General features: G+C 71.1%; 14 protein-coding genes (1 of these 14 only partly in view). 7 read left to right on the plus strand and 7 right to left on the minus strand.

Features of this window, described 5'->3' with window-relative positions; genetic code table 11:
- The 3 genes in view from LAJ19_RS13815 to LAJ19_RS13825 are tightly spaced (each overlapping or abutting the next) and all read right to left on the minus strand, a layout consistent with a single transcriptional unit that may run on beyond the window.
- Positions 1-2,072, minus strand: partial view of an alpha-mannosidase gene (locus LAJ19_RS13815; RefSeq protein WP_225523455.1) — the 5' portion only. 370 nt of this gene lie to the left of the window's left edge; 2,072 of the gene's 2,442 nt are visible here — the first part of the coding sequence; it begins with the start codon at positions 2,070-2,072; its stop codon lies beyond the left edge, outside the window.
- A complete protein-coding gene (locus tag LAJ19_RS13820; RefSeq protein ID WP_225523456.1) occupies positions 2,069-2,671 on the minus strand; it encodes a D-sedoheptulose-7-phosphate isomerase in 603 nt (200 codons plus the stop codon). The genes LAJ19_RS13815 and LAJ19_RS13820 overlap by 4 nt, the downstream gene beginning before the upstream one ends.
- Entirely contained in the window at positions 2,668-3,657 is a 990-nt protein-coding gene (locus LAJ19_RS13825) for an ROK family protein (protein ID WP_225523457.1), read from the minus strand. Before LAJ19_RS13825 ends, LAJ19_RS13820 begins: the two co-directional genes overlap by 4 nt.
- 219 nt (positions 3,658-3,876) lie before the next feature.
- Here LAJ19_RS13825 and LAJ19_RS13830 point away from each other — a divergent pair, with 219 nt between their 5' ends.
- Together LAJ19_RS13830 and LAJ19_RS13835 are read left to right on the plus strand one after the other, a co-directional pair.
- Positions 3,877-4,788, plus strand: a complete 912-nt coding sequence (locus LAJ19_RS13830; protein ID WP_225523458.1) for a carbohydrate ABC transporter permease — start codon at positions 3,877-3,879, stop codon at positions 4,786-4,788.
- Positions 4,788-5,681 (plus strand): carbohydrate ABC transporter permease, encoded by an 894-nt coding sequence (locus LAJ19_RS13835; protein ID WP_225523459.1) that lies wholly within the window; start codon positions 4,788-4,790, stop codon positions 5,679-5,681. Before LAJ19_RS13830 ends, LAJ19_RS13835 begins: the two co-directional genes overlap by 1 nt.
- Before the next feature lie 55 nt (positions 5,682-5,736).
- Here the strand turns inward: LAJ19_RS13835 and LAJ19_RS13840 are convergent, their stop codons facing one another.
- From LAJ19_RS13840 to LAJ19_RS13855, 4 genes are all read right to left on the minus strand, one after another.
- Positions 5,737-6,963 carry an ROK family transcriptional regulator gene (locus LAJ19_RS13840; RefSeq protein WP_225523460.1) on the minus strand — a complete coding sequence of 409 codons (1,227 nt, stop codon included), beginning with the start codon at positions 6,961-6,963 and terminating at the stop codon, positions 5,737-5,739.
- A gap of 65 nt (positions 6,964-7,028) precedes the next feature.
- Entirely contained in the window at positions 7,029-8,894 is a 1,866-nt protein-coding gene (locus LAJ19_RS13845; protein ID WP_225523461.1) for a glycoside hydrolase family 2 protein, read from the minus strand.
- Complete coding sequence (locus LAJ19_RS13850; RefSeq protein ID WP_225523462.1) at positions 8,887-9,294, minus strand: glycosyl hydrolase-related protein; 408 nt, start codon at positions 9,292-9,294, stop codon at positions 8,887-8,889. Before LAJ19_RS13850 ends, LAJ19_RS13845 begins: the two co-directional genes overlap by 8 nt.
- Before the next feature lie 104 nt (positions 9,295-9,398).
- Positions 9,399-11,393, minus strand: coding sequence for an alpha-mannosidase (locus LAJ19_RS13855; RefSeq protein WP_225523463.1), 1,995 nt, complete (start codon positions 11,391-11,393; stop codon positions 9,399-9,401).
- Between the two features lie 106 nt (positions 11,394-11,499).
- Between LAJ19_RS13855 and LAJ19_RS13860 the strand changes: the two genes are divergently transcribed.
- The 5 genes from LAJ19_RS13860 to LAJ19_RS13880 all read left to right on the plus strand — a co-directional run bounded on the left by LAJ19_RS13860 (position 11,500) and on the right by LAJ19_RS13880 (position 18,281).
- Positions 11,500-13,314, plus strand: a complete 1,815-nt coding sequence (locus tag LAJ19_RS13860; protein ID WP_225523464.1) for an alpha-amylase family protein — start codon at positions 11,500-11,502, stop codon at positions 13,312-13,314.
- Positions 13,311-16,166, plus strand: a complete 2,856-nt coding sequence (locus LAJ19_RS13865; RefSeq protein ID WP_225523465.1) for an alpha-mannosidase — start codon at positions 13,311-13,313, stop codon at positions 16,164-16,166. Before LAJ19_RS13860 ends, LAJ19_RS13865 begins: the two co-directional genes overlap by 4 nt.
- A complete protein-coding gene (locus LAJ19_RS13870; protein WP_225523466.1) occupies positions 16,163-16,459 on the plus strand; it encodes a hypothetical protein in 297 nt (98 codons plus the stop codon). The genes LAJ19_RS13865 and LAJ19_RS13870 overlap by 4 nt, the downstream gene beginning before the upstream one ends.
- Complete coding sequence (locus LAJ19_RS13875; RefSeq protein ID WP_225523629.1) at positions 16,459-17,361, plus strand: class II fructose-bisphosphate aldolase; 903 nt, start codon at positions 16,459-16,461, stop codon at positions 17,359-17,361. The genes LAJ19_RS13870 and LAJ19_RS13875 overlap by 1 nt, the downstream gene beginning before the upstream one ends.
- 275 nt (positions 17,362-17,636) lie before the next feature.
- The gene (locus tag LAJ19_RS13880) at positions 17,637-18,281 is read left to right on the plus strand and encodes a DUF624 domain-containing protein (protein ID WP_225523467.1); all 645 of its coding nucleotides are present in this window, start codon (positions 17,637-17,639) and stop codon (positions 18,279-18,281) included.
- The last annotated feature ends 33 nt before the right edge of the window (positions 18,282-18,314 follow it).

Consider the following 18,314-nt stretch of genomic DNA (forward strand, 5'->3'; position numbering starts at 1 on the left):
TAGAGCCAGTAGGTGAACTGCTGTTCGCCCTGGTCCATGTGCCGGTAGTCTCCGCCTTCTGCTGGCACGTAAGGGTCGTGGTGGGCGATCACGGGGGACCTGAGGACCGTCAGGCCGAGTGTGGCGTCGAGGGCGTGGTAACTGAATTTGGCGTCGTTGATGAGGCTCAGGCCGCGGACGGCGCCGGTGGGCCGGTACACGCCGCTCAGGTCGATCCAGCGCTGGCCGGGTTCCTCATTGCCGTCGGTGGGTCGGGTCGTGACGCCGTACGGCGCTTCGAAGGTCGCCTGGGGAAAATGCAGGTGGGTGGGGAACAGCAGTTTCAGGACTCGGTGCCGCTCGTGCCAGTCGACGCGCACCCGCACTTCAATGCATGGGTGATCTGCGTAGAGCAGGAAGTCCTGGGTGAGGGTGCTGCGGCCGTAATGGCTGGTGGTGCGGACCGCGCTGCGCAGCGAACCGTGCTCGAGCAGGGTGCAGGTGGCGCCCTCAAAGCGCCCGGCCGGTTGGTCGTAGCGGTAGACGTTGTGGCTCCAGGTGTCGCTGAGGTCGGTCATGACGGCGCCGACCGCGGCCACGTCGCTGAAGACCTCGGCGCCGGAGCGTTTGTCGGTGAGGCGGGCCACGCCGCCGGTCTGCGGGTCAATGTCGAGCCGGAAGGTGTCACTTTCGAGGTGGGTGTCGCTGGCGCTGACGGCCGACGCGTCCGGCGCGGCCTGCGGGAGGACGGTGTACGTGCGGTAGCCAAAGGGGGGCAGATCGGCCGTCCAGGCGAGACGTTTGCGCCAGCCGCTGACGGTGGCCTCAGAGCGGACCCGCTGCGCGGGCACAGGCGCGCCCTGGTCGTCGGTGACCGTGAACGCGTTCGGGACGCCGCCGGTTTCGTGTTCGACGGGCACGCGGACGGGCCAGGCGTGCGGGTTGAAGACCACGAACGGCCGGGTGCCTTCACGGTGGGGAACGCTGACGCGCCAGCTGAGGCGCTGCACGGCGGCGTTGGTGACGTGCTGGGCGGTGGCCAGCGCCTCACCGTACTCGTTGCGCGCGTCTTCGTAGGCGCTTTCGATGCTAGTGCCGGCGAGGATGTCATGGAAGTGGTTGAACAGCACGCGCTTCCAGGCGCGCTCCAGGTCCAGGCGCGGGTAGGGATGGCCGGTCACGGCCGCGGCGAGCGCGGCGAGTTTCTCCGCGCGGATCAGGGCGAGTTCGGCGGCGCGGTTCCAGCGCTTGACGCCGGAGTGCGCGGCGTAGCAGCCGACGGCGTGGTGGTGCAGTTCATCCGTCCAGATGGGCGCAGCGGTGCTGTCGACGGCAGTGAAGTAGCGGCTGGGGTCGCTGAGGCGCAGTTCCGGAAGGGAGGGGTCGGCGGTGAGGCGGGCGATTGACGCGAGGTTCTCGGTGGTCGGCCCTCCGCCGTGGTTGCCGACGCCGTAGAAACACATCAGTTCGTTGAGCGGGCCGCCGAGTTCGGTCGTGCATTTGCGGACGTGCGCTTCGAGGTCCTGGCCCCAGGTGCAGTACTCGTACGGAATGCGGAAGGTCAGGACCCTGGACCCGTCGGGGCCCTGCCACCAGAACAGGCGGCTGGGTAGGGCCTGCTCGTGCGGGCCGGGGCGCATGAAGGTGTAGCGGGTCAGGCCGCTTTTAAGCAGGATCTGCGGGAGGGTGCCGGCGTGTCCGAACGAGTCGGGGTTGTAGCCGGTGTCCGCGGTACGGCCAAACTGCGTCTGGAAGAAACGCTGGCCGTACAGGCCCTGGCGCACGAAGCCTTCGCCGCTCGGGAGCGTGCAGTCCGGCTGGACCCACCAGCCGCCCACCAGCGCCCAGCGGCCGCCCTGTACCTGGGCGCGGATTTCTTCGAACATGTCGGGTTCGTTGTCGGCGATCCAGGCGAGGTGCGCGGCGGAGGAGCAGGTGAAAATGAAGTCCGGGTGGTCGCGCAGGCGGTCGAGGGCGCTGCGGTAGGTGGCTTTGATCTCCTGGAAGCCTTCCTGCCAGGTCCAGAGCCACACCGGGTCGATGTGGGCGTTGCCGATCATGTGAAACACCGCGCGGCGTCCGGGGCGGGTCATGCGGGGTCCGCCTCGGCAAAGGCGTCGTCGATGGTTTCGCACAGCACGTGGATCAGCAGGATGTGCATCTCCTGGATGTGGGCGGTGCGGTCGCTGGGGACGTTGAGGGTGATGTCGGCGTGACCGGCGGCCGCGCCGCCACGCCCGCCGGTCAGGGCGCCGGTCAGGGCGACGGTCACTGCGCCGCGCGCCCGGGCGGCCTGCAGGGCCCGGATGATGTTGGGGCTGTTGCCGCTGGTGGTGATGCCGATCAGGACGTCGCCCGGCTGCGTCAGGGCCTGGGCCTGCCGGGCGAAGACCTCCTCGAAGGCGTAGTCGTTGCCGATGCAGGTCAGGGCGCTGGAGTCGGTGGTGAGGGCCACGGCGGGCAGCGGGCGACGTTCGCGGCGGTACCGGCCGGTCAGTTCGGCGGCGAGGTGCTGGGCGTCAGCGGCGCTGCCGCCGTTGCCGCAGGTGAGCAGCTTGCCGCCGCCGCGCAGGGCCCGGACGCAGGCCTGCGCGGCGGCCTCGAGGGCCGGACCGAGCTGTTCGAGCTGGTCGAGGGCGGTCCGGTGCCGGCCGATGTGGTCGGCGAGATGCTGCGCCGCGGTGAGCGTCATGATGAAACCTCCAGGGCTGCGCTGAGGGCGACGGCGGCGGCGCCGAGCACGCCGACGTTCTGCGCGAACGCGGCCGGGCGGATCTCCACGCCGTCTGAGAGGGCGGGCATGGTGCGCGCGGCGACGCGTTCGCGCAGCGGCACGAACAGGTGGTCGCCGAAGTTGGTGATGCCGCCGCCGATCACCACCCGTTCCGGGTCGAAGGCGTGGATGCTGCTGGCCACGCCGGCGGCCAGGAGGTCGAGCGTGTCGTTCCACAGCGCCCGGGCGACCGGGTCGCCGGCGTCGAGGGCGGTGAGAACGGTCTGCGCGGTGATGGCCTCCGGACGCGGCGCGCTGCGTGCGAGCAGGGACTGCGGGTGCTGCGCGGCCGCTTCGCGCGCGCGGCGGGCGATGTTGGTGCCGGAGGCGTAGGCTTCCAGGCAGCCCTGGCCGCCGCAGTTGCAGGGCAGGCCGCCGGCCTGCACCTGGATGTGCCCCAGTTCGCCGGCGTTGCCCCGCTTGCCGCGGTAAAGCTGGCCGTTGAGGATCAGGCCGCCGCCGATGCCGGTGGAGATGGTGAGGTAGAGCATGTGGCGGGTGCCGCGCCCGGCGCCGAAATGAAATTCGGCCAGGGCGGCGGCGTTCGCGTCGTTGTCCAGCACCACCGGCAGGTCAAGGGCGCCGCGCAGCTGGCCGACGAGCGGGTAGTCGATCCAGCCCGGGAGGTTGGGTGGGTTCTGGATCAGGCCGCGCCGGGTATCGAGGGGGCCGCCGCAGCCGACGCCCGCGCGGTCGACGGTGACGGGGCTGCGGCGGAGCAGGGTCCGGCACAGGTCGATGACCCGCTCGACGACGCGGTCCGGACCCTGTTCGGCGTGCGTGGGGGTGCGGGCGGTGTCGAGGAGTTCACCGGTGGCGCTGACGATCCCGGCGGCGAGTTTGGTGCCGCCGATATCGATGGCCAGGACATGACGTGTGGGGGCCTCCAGCGGAAGCGTGGTCATGATGGGCTCCTCTGCAGTCGGGTGAATTGGATGGGGCTGGGCCTTGTTCAGGAGCATATACCAAAGCCGGCAATTTTTTTATATATTTAAGCAACTTACCCACGCCGAACGCCCCTGTGGTCCTGCTCACCCGCGCCCGCAGGATCATCCCCCGAACTGACCGGTGCCCTTGCTGTTCATCCGCCCGCGTCGTAGCGTCAATCCATCAAGGAGGTTCATATGGCCCGAATGAGTCTGGCCCGGCGGAAAGAAGCGCTCACCGGCTACCTGTTCATCGCGCCGTGGCTGATCGGCTTCCTCGTGTTCGTGGCCGGCCCGATGCTGTGGTCGCTGTACGCCAGCTTCACGAACTACGACGTGACCTCCACGGCGCGCTGGGTGGGGTGGGACAACTACCGGCGCCTGTTCTTCGACGATGACCTGTTCTGGATCTCGCTGTACAACACCGGCTTCTACGTGCTGTTCGCGGTGCCCCTGAGCGTCCTGACCGGCGTGCTCATCGCGGTGCTGCTCAACCAGCAGATTCCCGGTCAGCGCATCTTCCGCACCATCTTCTTCCTGCCCAAGGTCCTGACCGGCGTGGCGGTGCTGCTGCTGTGGCTGTGGGTGTTCAACCCCGACTTCGGCCCGATCAACGTCTTCCTGCGGGCCATCGGCGTGAGCACCCCCCCGCTGTGGTTCGCGGACCCCACCTGGGCCAAACCGGCCCTGATCATCATGAGCATGTGGGGCGCCGCCGGCGGGTACATCATCTACCTCGCGGGCCTGCAGGGCATTCCCCGCCACCTGTACGAGGCGGCCATGCTGGACGGCGCGTCCCCCGTGCGGCAGTTCTGGGCAATCACGGTGCCCATGATGTCGCCCACGATCTTCTTCAAACTGGTGACCGGCATCGCGGCCGCCTTCCAGTTCTGGGAAACGTCCCTGATCGTCTCCGAGGGCGGGAAAGGCGGCCCGTCGTACTCAACGCTGTTCTACGGCCTGTACATGTGGCAGAAGGCGTTCGGTGAATACCAGATGGGATACGCCAGCGCCATGGCCTGGGTGCTGCTGATCATCACCCTGCTGCTGACCGGACTGCAGTTCTGGGTCTCACGCCGCTGGGTGTACTACGAAGGGGAGGCCCGCTGATGACCGTCCAGCCCAACACGCCCGCCACCACGGCCCTGCCGCGCCGGCGCATGAACGCGCAGGTGGCCCAGAACGTGTTCTGGAAGGCCGTGGCGTTCGCCCTGCTGGCCGCTATCAGCGCCGCCGTGCTGTTCCCGGCGCTGTGGATGCTCTCCACGGCCCTGAAAGCGGACACGCAGGTGTACGCCAACCCGCCCATCTGGATTCCCGACCCGCTGCGCTTTGACAACTTCGCCAAAGCCTGGTCCCTGGCGCCGTTCACCCGGTACGCCTTCAACACCGCCCTGTACGCCATCGCCGTGGTGTTCGGCACGGTGCTGTCGTCCTCGCTGGCCGCGTACGGGTTTGCCAAGCTGCGTTTTCCCGGCCGGGACGTCCTGTTCGCCGTCCTGCTCTCCACCATGATGATCCCCGGCATGGTGACCCTCATCCCGCAGTACATCCTGTTCTCGAAACTCCACTGGGTGGGGACCTACCTGCCGCTGGTCGTGCCGAGCTTCTTCGCAGGCGCGTTTTTCACCTTTCTGCTGCGGCAGTTCTTCATGGGCATTCCCAACGAGTACTCCGAAGCGGCGCGCGTGGACGGCGCCAGTGACTTCTGGATCTGGAGCCGCGTGATTCTCCCGCTGTCCAAGCCGGCCCTGGCCACCGTCGCGATCTTCACCTTTGAAGGCGCCTGGGACAGCTACGTGGGTCCGCTGCTGTACCTCAACGACGAGAAGCTCTACACCCTGCAGGTGGGCCTGCAGTTTTTCCGCACCGCCACGGCCGTGCAGTGGCAGTACCTGATGGCCGCCGCGCTGCTGGTGATGCTGCCGGTCATCGTGCTGTTCTTCACCTTCCAGAAGTACTTCGTGGAAGGCGCCTCCGTGTCCGGCGGCGTGAAAGGCTGAGCGGCCGCCGGCGGTTCCAGCGTCGCCCCGGGCGCGGCATGAAGAGCCGCGCGCCTCAGGGCGGTGTGGCCGCGCCGCGCTCCACGGGCGGGGCGGCCAGCGCCCGGGCAGGATCACGCAGAATCTTGTGCAGCGCGATCGCCACCGCCCCCAGCGCGGCCGCGTCACGGTCCAGGGCGCTGTCCACGATGCGGATGTCCTTGGAGAGGTACCCGAAGGAGCGTCCCTTGACCCGCTGGGCCAGGGTGCCGGTCAGGTCCGGCCAGGAGCGCACGAGCAGCCCGCCCAGCACGATCACGGCCGGGTCGTAGTGGTTCACGGCGTTGACCAGCGCCGCCGAGAGGTACAGGTACACGCGGTCTTTGATGTTCTGCGCCACCGCGTCCCCGGCCTGCGCCAGGCGGTGCAGGCCGGCCGGATCTTCGGCGTTCAGGCCCAGCCGCCGGGCTTCCTGCATGATTGCCGGCACGCTGACCAGGGTCTCCAGGCACCCGCGGTTGCCGCATTCGCACAGCGGCCCGTCCACGTGAATGGTGGTGTGGCCGATCTCGCCGGCGAGTTCGTGGGCGCCGCGGTACACCCGGTCCCCCACGATCAGGCCCGCGCCCACGCCTGAACGCAGCGAAATGTACAGCAGGGTCTCCTCGTGCCGGCCCGCGCCGTACCAGCGCTCCCCGTAGGCGGCGGCCTTGGCGTCGTCGTCCAGCCAGCAGGGCACGCCGAAATGCACCTGCAGGGCGTCCGTGACGCGCACGTTGCGCCAGCCGCCGAAGTTGGGCGGTTCGATCACGACGCCCTCGGTGCTGTTCACCGGTCCCGGCACGCCCACACCGATCCCCAGCAGCGGCAGGCCCGGATCGATCAGCTCGGCAATCACCTCACGGATGGCGTTCAGGCCGCGCCGCACCGACGCGGTCGGCCGGAACGGGCGTTCCAGCCGGGCCAGGGTCTGCCCGCCGAAGTCAGACCGGATCGCCAGGATCCGCGTGCGCGAGATTTCCACCCCGATCAGCTGACCGCGGCGGCGGTTGAAGGTCAGCAGGGTGGGCCGCCGGCCGACCGTGCGCTCGTGCGAGGGCGTCTCGACCAGCAGGTCGTAGGCTTCCAGTTCGTTGACCATGTGCGTGATGGTCGCGGCCGTCAGTCCGGTCGCGTCGGCCAGCGCGCTGCGGGAGATCGGCTGGAGTTTCTGCAGGGCCTCCACGACCACGCTGAGGTTATCGGCCCGCACTTCCGGCAGGTTGCGGCCCTGCCGGATACTTCTGGATCTGCCGTGATTCATACCGCTCCCCGTCCCACGCGCCGCTGGGTCTGCCGACGACTCACGATTGTACCGCGCGGCCGCATTCAGTGGGGCTCCGGGTCACGCCGGCCCCGCCACCGTCCGGAGTACCACAGCGGGTTCCCCGGGGCGTGGGGTTCACCGCGCACGGCGCCCGACAGGCGCGTCACGTCGCCTTTGGGCACGCGGTTCATGTCGGCCAGGCCGTTCATCTCCTGGTAGGTGTCGGTCAGCTGCGTGTAGCAGTACCCGTGAATGCCTTTGGCCAGGATCGCCTGGTCGGCCGCCGCGAGCAGCGCTTCGACCCGCTCGCTGAGCCCAGCGCGGTCGCGCACCACGCCGTAGCCCCAGCCGTCCTCTCCAGCCGGCACCCAGGAGGTGCCGCCGAACTCACTGAGAATCACCGGCCGGTCGCCGGGCGTGAACCCGGCCAGCCCCTGTTCGCGCCCGCCGGGCCACAGGCGCCAGAGGTTCTCCTCGACCGCGCTGCGGGTGCCGTACCGTTCCAGCAGCGTCTGGGGAACCTGCGTGTAGTCATGCACGGTGAACACGTCACTGACCAGCTGCTCCCAGCCGTCACTGCCGCTGACCAGCCGGGTCGGGTCGAGCGCGCGGGTCAGCGAGTACAGGGCGCGCTGCGCTTGCTGCTGCGCCGGGTCGCGCGCAACGTCCGGCAGGCCCCACGACTCGTTGAACGGCACCCACGCCACCACGCTCGGGTGCGACGCGTAGAGCGCCAGCACCTCCAGCCACGTGCGGGTCAGCCGGTCGAGGCTCTGGGCCGTGAATGCGTACGCGCTGGGAAGGTCCACCCACACCGCCAGGCCCAGCCGGTCACACCAGTACAGGAAGCGGGGGTCCTCGATCTTCTGGTGCAGCCGCAGGCCGTTGAACCCGAGCCGCCGCGCCAGGAGGACGTCCTCGCGGTAGCGCTGGTCGTCGCCGGTCATGCCGGCGTCCGGCCAGTAGCCCTGGTGCATCACCATGCGCAGCGGGTGCGGAATTCCGTTGAGCAGCACGCGTCGCCCGCGGGCCTCGACCGACCGCAGGGCCGCGTACCCCTCGGCGCGGTCCACGGCGCGCCCCTGCACGCTCAGGGTCAGGCGGACGTCCAGCAGTTTCGGGTGGTCCGGCAGCCACAGCAGGTCGTTGCGCGCGTCGTCCACCCCGGGGTCCGGCAGGCGCAGCGGCACCGTCATGTGCTGCCCGGTCACCAGGGTGTCACTGTCGGCCAGCGGGCGCTCCCCATCGAACACCTCGAGGCGCACCCGCGTGCCGGGCTGGGGCGCGCACGCCAGCGTGACCAGGGCCGTCAGTTCAAACCGCGTGAGGTCCGGGATCCAGCGCAGGGCCTGGACGTGCTGCCGGTGCACAGTTTCGAGCCACACGCTGCGCCAGATGCCGCTGGTGGGCGGGTACCAGATGGCGTGTGGTTCGGCGCGCCAGTCCTGCTTGCCGCGGGGCTGGGCCAGGTCGGCGTGATCGTCCTCCGCCCGGACGCTCAGTTCGAAGCTGCCGGCGCGCGCCGCGCGGGTCACGTCCACCGTGAACGGCGTGTACCCGCCCTCGTGGCGCGCGGCGAACGCGCCGTTCACGAACACCTGCGCCGCCCAGTCCACCGCGCCGAAATGCAGCAGCAGCCGCTCGTCGGCGCCGGGCGTTTCCTGGGGCGTCAGCTGCACCCGCGTGCGGTACCACAGGGTGCGCTCTGTCAGGCAGGGCGCCTGAGCGAGCCCGCTCGCGGGGGTCTGCGGCGCGTACGGCACGCGGATCCGGCCCTCAAAGCTCACGTCCTGCGGCGCTTCGGCCGGGCTGAGCGCGAAGTCCCACCAGCCGTCCAGCGCCCGCCAGGGGCGGCGCAGGTGAGGGCGCGGGTGCGTCTGGGCGGCGTCCTCTCCGGTCTCCAGCAGGGCGAGCAGCGCCTCAGTCATGCGCTTCTTCCAGGAAATTGACGGGGAACGCTTCGCCCGCGGCGTTCAGCCGCAGGCCCAGCACCTGCTGCGCGCGCAGCGTCACGGGAAGGTCGTGCCCACGCCAGCGCAGCGTGCCCTGCGCGGCCTGGCCGCCCCACTCGTGCAGGCGCACGATGAGGTCGCTGCTGTCCTCGGCCTGCTTCACGGCGCTGAGCCTGACGGTCGGGAGGTCCAGCAGCTGCACTTCCCCGCGGCTGGCGGGCCAGGGGCCGGCGTGCACGTATTCACGCGTGAACACGGCCGGCTCGTTGAGCTGATCGGCCCGCTCAGGCACGCCCGCGGCGCGCCAGTCCCCGCTGTGCGGCGCCAGCACCCAGCGGCTGCGCTGCAGGCCCTGGTCCAGATGCGTGTAGGCCACGCCCGGGTCGAGCGTGGCGGGATCGTGGTGGGCGTAGACGGGACTGCGGGCCAGCGTGAGGCGCAGCTCGCCGCCCAGGACGCTCGCGGAGGCCTTGCTGTCGGTCAGCAGGGCCAGACCGGCCGGGTGGGAGACACCTCTGGCGTCACGGGCCAGCCCGTGACGTCCAGCCAGGCCTGCACGGGTTCCTCCTCGCCGTCCGCCGGGCGGGTGACGTGACCGTACGGCACCTCGAACGTGGCGGTCACGTCACTCAGCGCCGCCGGGAACACCAGCTGCGCGGCGTGGTGCTGCTCGTGCCAGTCGAGGCTCAGCTGCGCGCAGATGTCGGGTGACCCGGCGTAGAGGGTGAGGTCCTGCACCGCGGTCGACTGGCCGAAGGCGGTGGTGGCGCGCACGGTGGCGCGCACCGGTCCGTTCTCGAGCACCTCCAGGCGGGCGCCGGTGAACACGCCGGTCAGTGCGCGGAAGGCGCGGGCGCCGTGCCCCCAGGTGTCGGTGTCGTCGCGGACGACCTGCAGCTGCGCGCCGGTGCCGGCGAGCAGGTCCAGGCCGCGGCGTTTGTCCAGCAGGCGGCGCAGGCCGCCGGTGTCGGGGCACAGCTGCAGCTGCCAGAACTCGTTTTCCAGCTGCTGCGGCGTGGCACTCAGCGCCGCGGCCGCCGGCGCGGGGGCAGGTTCGTCCAGCACCCGGTACAGCCGGTACCCGAAGGCCGGCAGCTGCGCCTGGAACACGAAGCGGGGCCGGCCGTGCCCGTTCACGCTTTCATTCTGCAGGCGCTGCGCCGGGACGTCCCGGCCGGCGTCGTCGATCAGGCGCAGGTGCGGCGTGTGCCAGTCGTTGAGTTCCAGTTCGACGGCCTCGAGGCGCCCACGTCCGGCCGGGTTGAACACCAGCACGGGGACGCCGTCGCCGTAGTCGGTGACCCAGCTGGGGCCGTCGTAGCGGAGGCTGCGGATCACCTCCGGCGGGTCGCGGCGGTCGAGCCGGGTGTCCACCTGATCGGCGACCGCCTGGGTGGCGGCGAAGGTCACGCGGGCGGCGATGCTGAGCACCTCGCCGAGCTGGTGTTCGGCGTCCTCGAACGCGCTGCGCAGCGAGCTGCCCGCCAGGATGTCGTGAAACTGGTTGAACAGCAGTCCCGCCCAGGCGCGCGTGAGCTCGGCGCCCGGGTAGGCGTACCCGGCGGGCGCGGCCATCACCGCGAGTTTCTCGGCGCGCAGCAGGGCGTGTTCCGCCTGACGGTTGAGGCGTTTGATGGCGCTGACGGCGGCGTAGCAGCCGCGCGCGTGGTGCTGCAGTTCACCGGCGTACTCCGGGGCGGGCGCCGAGCGGACCGCGTCGAAAAAGCCGCTCAGGGAATTCAGGCGCAGCGTGGGCCACTCCGGGTGCGCGGCGAGTTCGCGCAGGTTGGCGATGGCGCGCCGGGTGGGGCCGCCGCCGTGGTTGCCGACGCCGAACAGCCCGAGCCAGTGCGCGAGGGGCTCGGGGCGCCACGCGAGGTTGCGTTCCAGGCTGGTCTGCACCTGCAGCGGGCTGCTGTTGTAGCACTCCACGCGCGCGCTGAGAATGGCGCTGCCGTCCACGCCGCGCCAGGTGAAGAGGTTGGCGGGCAGGTCGAGTTCGCTGGCGCCTGGCCGCATAAAGACAAAGGCGTCCAGGCCGGACTCCCGCAGCAGCTGCGGGAGGGTGGCCGGGTGGCCGAAGGAGTCCGGCAGGAAGCCGATGCGGGCGCGGCGGCCCAGCAGCCGCTCGAAGGTGCGCTGGCCGAGCAGGGCCTGCCGGGCGAGCGCCTCGCCGTGGGTGAGGTTGACGTCGGGCTCGACCCACCAGCCGCCGACCGGTTCCCACTGGCCGCGGGCCACGGCGTCGCGGACTTCGGCCAGCAGGCGGGGGTGGTGCTCCATCCAGGCGTACTGCGCGGCGCTGGAGTGCACGAAGACCATGTCCGGGTTTTCCTGCAGGCGGTCGAGGGCGCTGCGGAAGGTGGCCTTGACGGTTTCGTGGCCTTCGCGCCAGTCCCACAGCCAGACCGGGTCGATGTGGGCGTGGCCCACGAGGTGAAACGTGAGCGCCTTGCTGCGGGGGTGGGTGGTCATGAAGCCTCCGGGCGGGGGTGAGGTGAAGGACGGTGGTTATTTAAAAATTTTAAGGAATAGAGTACTGTGTCGCTGAACACATCAACCCGAGGTGACCATGCCCCCCATGACGGACACCAGCCCAGTGAGCGTCCAATCCACCCCGAACGGCCTTCAGGTGCACAGCCCGGCCTACGTCCTCACCCTGGACCATGAACGTCCGTTCGCCCGGCTCGCGGACTGCAGCGGGCACGTCTACACTGACCTGTTTCTCGCGCCCAGCCTTCACACCACGCACGGCCTCGACCGGACCGCCCGCCTGCACCCACCGGCCGTGAGCGGCGGCGCCGGCGAGGTCACCCTGCGCTTTCACCTCGAAGGCGGCCTGTGGCAGCACAAGACCCTCGTGCTGCGCTGCGACGCGCAGGGCATCGACAGCTGGGTGGAGGTCACCGGGGAGGGCGAACTCACCGACGTGCACCTCTTCGGGGGGCACTACTCCGGGCAGCAGCGCTGGGGCAGCGGCTTTTTCCAGAGTGCCGCCTTCTTCACCCGCGTGTTCAACCCCGAGCCGTACAAGAAAGAACACCGCGCCATTCCGGCCGCGCAGTCCACCGCCATCGACGTCATGGGCACCAGCCTGCCCGGCAAGGCCCACTGGTTCTTCACGCCCGCGCCCCTGGTCTACGCCTTTCATCAGGACGCCCCCGAGCCGCGCCTCGCCCTGGGGGCCGACCAGGGCGGCGCGCCCGACTACCACGGGGGCCAGCGCGCCGAACCGCTCGCGCCGCCCGCCGTCCGGTGGCTCAGCGCGTCCATCGTCGCGCCGGTCGAAGAACTGAACTTCACGAGCTTTCACTACGACGGGCAGGAGACGGCGTTTGCCCTGCGCCTCACCTATGAAGGACAGACCCGCGTGCAGGGCCACTTCCGCACGCCCACGCTGCGGCTGAACTTCACCGACGATCCCTACGACGCGATCAGCCAGAACGCCCAGCGGCACGCCGCGCAGGGCTTCGCGCCCCTGCAGGGGGACGCGGCGCCCGACTGGTGGCACACCCCGATCCAGTGCGGCTGGGGCGCCCAGTGCCACCTTGTCCGTGAGCGCGGCGGCCGCGCCCCCGACCACTGCACCCAGGCGAACTACGACGCGTTTCTCGCGGTGCTCGACGCCCAGGACCTGCGCCCCGGCGTGCTCGTGCTCGACGACAAGTGGAGCGCCACCTACGGCCTGTGTGACGTGGACCTCACCAAATGGCCGGACCTGCCCGGCTGGATCGCCCGCGCCCATGGCCGCGGCCAGCGCGTGCTGCTGTGGTGGAAGGCCTGGGATCCCGAAGGGCTGCCGCTCGACGCCTGCGTCACGAACGACCTGGGCGAAAGGGTCACCGCGGACCCCACCAGCCCCGCCTACGAGGCCATCCTGCGCGCGGCGGTGCGCCGCATGCTGCTCGAGTACGGCGCGGACGGCTTCAAGGTGGACTTCAGCGCCCGCACGCCCAGCGGCCCCGGCCTGAACCGGCACGGCGCGGCGTGGGGCGTGGCGCTGCTGCACCGGCTGCTGTGGATTCTGCGCGATGAAGCCAAACGCTGCAAAAGTGACGCCCTGGTCATGACCCACACCCCCCACCCGGTGTTCGCCAACGTCACGGACATGATCCGCCTGAACGACGTGAACATCGAACAGGACGTGACCGAGCAGATGATTCACCGCGCCCGCGTTGCCCGCGCGGCGCTGCCGCACCACGTCATCGACACCGACAACTGGCCCATGCCGGACATCGACGCCTGGCGCGCCTACACCCGGCAGCAACCCGCGCTGGGCGTGCCCAGCCTGTACTTCGTCACGCACGTGGACAGCGACGGTCAGGCCCTCACGGCCGCCGACTACGCGCTCGTGCGGAGCACCTGGGCGCAGTGGCGCGCCCGGAGGACCAAATGACCCCCGCCCGGCGCTCCCTGAGGGTCCACATGTACCACCACACCCACTGGGACCGCGAGTGGTGGAGCACCCGCGAACGGTTCCGCTTCCGCCTGGTGCACACCGTCGACGCGATCCTCGACGCGCTGGACGCCGGGCCGGACCTCAGCTGCTTCGTGCTCGACGGCCAGACGCTGGTGATGAGGGACTACCTGCAGGTGCGCCCCGGCCGGCAGGCCGCCCTCGTGAACCATGTCCGGTCCGGGCGGCTGTTCGTGGGGCCGTGGCACATCCTGCCCGACGAGTTCCTCGTCAGCGGCGAGGCCACTGTGCGCAACCTCTGGCTCGGGGAGCGCACCGCCCGGCAGTACGGCGTGCCCCTGAGCCGCGTGGGGTACCTGCCCGACCAGTTCGGGCACATCGCGCAGATGCCGCAGATCCTGTCGGGGTTCGGCATCACGAGCGCCGTGGTGTGGCGCGGTTTCGGCGGGCCGCCGGTCGGCGGGCCGGCCGGGGGCGCCGAGGTGGGCCTGGACACCTACCTGTACCCGCGCGCCCGGGACCCGCGCTTCCCGGCGGAGATGCACAGCGAATTCTGGTGGGAAGCGCCCGACGGCACCCGCGTGCTGGGCGTGTTCCTGCCGCTGGAGTACTACCGCGGGCATTACAAGGTCCGCCCCGGGGACCCGGCCTTCACGAGCGATCAGACGGTCGGCCGGGCCCGGCGCACCAGCGCCTACCTGGGCAGTTACGCCGCGACCGACGCGCTGCTCGAACCCATGGGCGGCGACCACCTGCCGGTCGACCCGCGCCTGCCCGGCCTGCTGCGCGACATCAACGGCGCGCTGGCCGGGGACGGCGTCGAGTACCGCCTCAGTTCCCTCGACGCGTTCGTCGAGGACGTCCGCACCCAGCAGGAGCGCGTGCAGGTCGTCTGGCAGGGCGAAGGCCGCGCCTTCGGGCGCAAAGCCCACCTGCTGCCCGGCGTGCTGAGTGCCCGGCTGCACCTCAAGCAGCGCAACGCGCGCGTGCAGACGGCGCTGGAACGGTACGCCGAGCCGCTTCAGGCGCTGCACTGGCTGCTCGGGGAACCCTACGAGGCCACCTACCTGTGGACCGCCTGGGAACGCCTGATCGAGAACCACCCGCACGACAGCATCTGCGGCTGCTCGATCGACCAGGTGCACCGCGAGATGATCACCCGCTTCGACGAGGCCCAGCAGATGGCCGACCTGCTCGCCGAGGACGCCCACGCGTCCATCGCCGCGCGCGTGGACGCGCAGTTCGCCCAGGGCGGCGAGGTCATCACCGTCTTCAACCCCCTGAACTGGGCGCGCACCGACGAGGCGCGCGTGCTCCTCAACAGCTTCCTGGAGGTCACGCCCGAAGGCTGGACGCTGCTGGACCACCTCGGCCAGCCGTGCCCGTTTCAGGTGGTCACGGTGCGCAGCGACGTGGAGAAGGCCGAGCCGTTCGCCTGGCTGGGCAGCGAGGCCCAGCGGCCGCACGACGCCAACGAATTCACGGAAGTGCGCTTCATCGCCCGTGACGTGCCGGGCCTCGGCTACCGCTCGTACGCGCTGCGCCGCCGCGAGACGCCCCTCGCGCACGGCCGCGTGCGGCCCTACGCCGTGCTCGGGAACGTCGCGCTCGACAAGGGCGACGGCGCACCCAGCGACCTCGCCGCCGGGCCCGGCACCCTGGACAACGCCTGGCTGCGCGTGCCCGTCGACCCCCGGGACGGCAGCCTCGAACTGCTCGACAAGAGCACCGGATTCACCTACAGCGGCCTGAACGCCTTCGACGACGGCGGCGACAACGGCGACACGTACAACTACGCCTGGCCGCTCGGGGACCAGCTGTTTCACACGAGCGGCGTGACCCCGCGCCTCTCGTGGGTGGAGGTCGGGCCGGCGCGCGCCACGCTGCGCGTGACCTGGCCCCTCTCGCTGCCCGAAGGCCTCACCGGGGACCGTCAGAGCCGCAGCCCCCGGCACGTGCCGCTGCTGCTGCACAGCGACGTGACCCTGCTCGCGGGTGTCAAACGGGTGGACATCCGCACGCACTTCGACAACGCGGCCCGCGACCACCGCCTGCGGGCGCACTTCCCGCTGGGCCGAACCGTGACCTGCTCCAGCGCCGAAACGCAGTACGGCGTGGTGGACCGGCCCGTGACCCTCCCCGGCGACCAGCGGGGCAGCAGTGAGCCGGCGGTGCACGAACACCCGCAGATGACGTTTGCCAGCGTCAGTGACGGCGAACGCGGCCTGACGGTGCTCAACCGCGGCCTGCCCGAGTTCAGTGCCACGCCCGGCGGCACGCTGGTCCTGACGGTGCTGCGCGCGGTGGGCTGGCTCTCACGCGAGGACTTGCTGACCCGCGCCGGTGGGGCCGGCCCCACCACCGCCACGCCCGAAGCGCAGATGCCCGGACCGGTGTGCGCCGAGTACAGCCTGTTCCCGCACGCCGGCACCTGGACCCAGGCGGACGCGTGGCAGGCCGCGCACGACTTCAACGCGCCGCTGCACGCCGCGGCGCAGACCAGCCAGATCGTGCCGCTGCGCAACCGTCACCGTGAGCGCACCGGCACGCTCCCGCCGGCCGGGCAGTTCGTGAACCTCAGTGGCCGGGTCCTGCTGACCGCCCTGAAACGCGCCGAGGACCGGCCCGAACTGATCGTCCGGTTCGTCAACCCGACGCCCGAACCGCAGGCCGTCACGGTCGGGACCCTGCGGCCCCTGACGGCCGCCCAGCGCGTGAACCTGCGCGAGGAGCCCGCGCAGGCCCTGGCGGTCACGGGCGACGGCGTGCACCTCACCGCCCGGCCCTGGGAGATCGTCACCCTGGCCCTGACCGTGGAGGTCACCCCATGAGCATCCTGGCCCTCATCCACACCACCCCCGCCGGACCCATGACCGCCCTGGGCGCGGCGCGCGCCGCGCACCTCGAGCGGACCCAGGTCGGCGGCGCCCTGCGGGCAGGGGACATCGGCGGGCACGACCGGCTGGTCACCGCGGCCCGCCGTGACCTGGCCGCCCGCACGGACGTGATCAGGCCCGCGCAGGCCAGCGTGGCCCGGCGGCCCGGGGCCGCCGAGAACCTCGCCACGCCGGCCCTCCGCCGCCCCGGCAGCGGGTCCGCAGCCCCCCTGAAGGGCCTGCCGTGATGCTCCCCGGCGCCCTGACCCTCGCCGGGCTGCTGCCCGGCGCGCAGCGCGGCGGCTACGCCGTGGCGGCCTTCAGTGCCCGCTACCGCGCCTGCGTGCGCCCGGTCCTGCAGGCCGCCGTGGACCTGCGCAGCCCGGTCATCGTCGAGATCAGCCAGCGGGAACTGGGCTGGTTCGGGCTGAGCCCCCAGGACTTCCGCGACGCGGTGGAACACGAAGCGCGGCAGATCGGGTGCCGCGTGCCGCTGTGCCTGCACCTCGACCACAGCTGGGAGGAGCCTGTCATTCACGCGGCCATCGCGGCGGGCTTCAGCAGCGTCATGATCGACGCGAGCGCCCAGCCGTTCGAGGAGAACGTCCGCCAGACCCGCCAGGTCGTGACGTACGCCCACGCCCGCGGCGTGAGCGTCGAAGCGGAACTCGGCAAACTCCCCTCCACCGACCAGATGGAAACCGAGGGGGACGAGGCGCTGTACACCGTCCCCGGGGAAGCCCTGACCTTCGTGGAACGCACCGGCTGCGACGCCCTGGCGGTGTCAATCGGCACCGCCCACGGCGTGTACCCGGTCAGCAGTCCCCGCATCGATTTCGACCGGCTGGCCGCGATCCGCGCGCTGCTGCCGGACACGCCGCTCGTGCTGCACGGCGGCAGCGGCCTGCCGGCGGCCACCGTGCACCGCGCCATCGAACTGCCCGGCGGCGGCGTCAGCAAAATGAACGTCGCCACCGATCTCGAGCAGGCCCTGCTGCGCGCCATGGGGGGACTGGCGCGCATGACCAGCGCCGAACTCGACGCGCAGCCCCCGGGCCTCCTCGCGCGCGGCCTGGAGGCCGTGTACGCCGAGGCCAGCGACAAGATCTCGAACTTCGTGCGCTCGGCCGGCCGCGCCGTGACCGCCTGACCCGTGACGCCGCCTGTCCGGTTCGTGCTGAAGCGGCCCGCCACGCTCCTGCCCCCCACGACTCTGCACGCCGCGAGCGCGTTCACTGCCCCGTGGGTCACGCTGAAAGCGGCCCCCGGGGTGACCGGCGCGTCTGGGGACAGCGGCTGTTCACTGCGGCCTGGCGAGCCGCGTGACGTGCGTGTCTGGCTGACCCGACCGGGCGGGTCGGGGCGCGGCGAGCGGAGCGTTCAGGCCCTCAACGCGGCGCCGGTGACCCTGGGCTGGAGGCGCGCGTGAGAGTGCCGCGCGCCCTGCGCGGCGGCGCGCGCCTCGTGTGGCGGCACCTGACCACCCTGGTGTGGCTCAACCTGCTGTGGGTGCTGCTGGCCTGGACGGCCGTGCTGACCGGGCCGGCCACCCTCACCACCTACGAACTGATCGCCGCGCTGCGGGAGGACCGGCCGGCCGCGCTGCGCCGGTACCCGGCCCTGCTGCGCCGCAACCTGCTGCCCGGCACGCTGTGGCTCCTGAGCACCGCGCTGTTCGCCTTCGTGCTGTACAGCAACCTGGTGTTCTGGCGCCGGAGGCTGGGGCCGTTCGGGGACGCCGCCGTGTCCCTGCTCGGCGTGTACCTGGCGTGGCTGTTCGCCGCGCTGCAACCCTACGTCCTCGAGGGCCTGAGCGTCGAGCGGCTGCCGCTCGGCCGGGCCTGGCGCGCCGCGCTGCGCGCGGTGGTCCGCTCGCCCCTGTCCGCGCACCTGTTCGTGGTGGTGCCCGCAGCGGGCGGTCTGCTGGCCCTGCTGACCAACACCTTCACGCTGCTGGTCCTGGTGAGCCTCGTGCTGGCGTTCGCCGCCACGCAGGTCCGCCCGCTGGTGGACCGTGACGGCCCGCCCGAACCGTCCGGGGAGCATCCAGACGCCGCCCCGTCCACCTGACGGCCCCTTGAGGAGGTGCTCATGTTCCGCAGC

This window comes from Deinococcus taeanensis (assembly GCF_020229735.1).
Lineage (GTDB): Bacteria > Deinococcota > Deinococci > Deinococcales > Deinococcaceae > Deinococcus > Deinococcus taeanensis.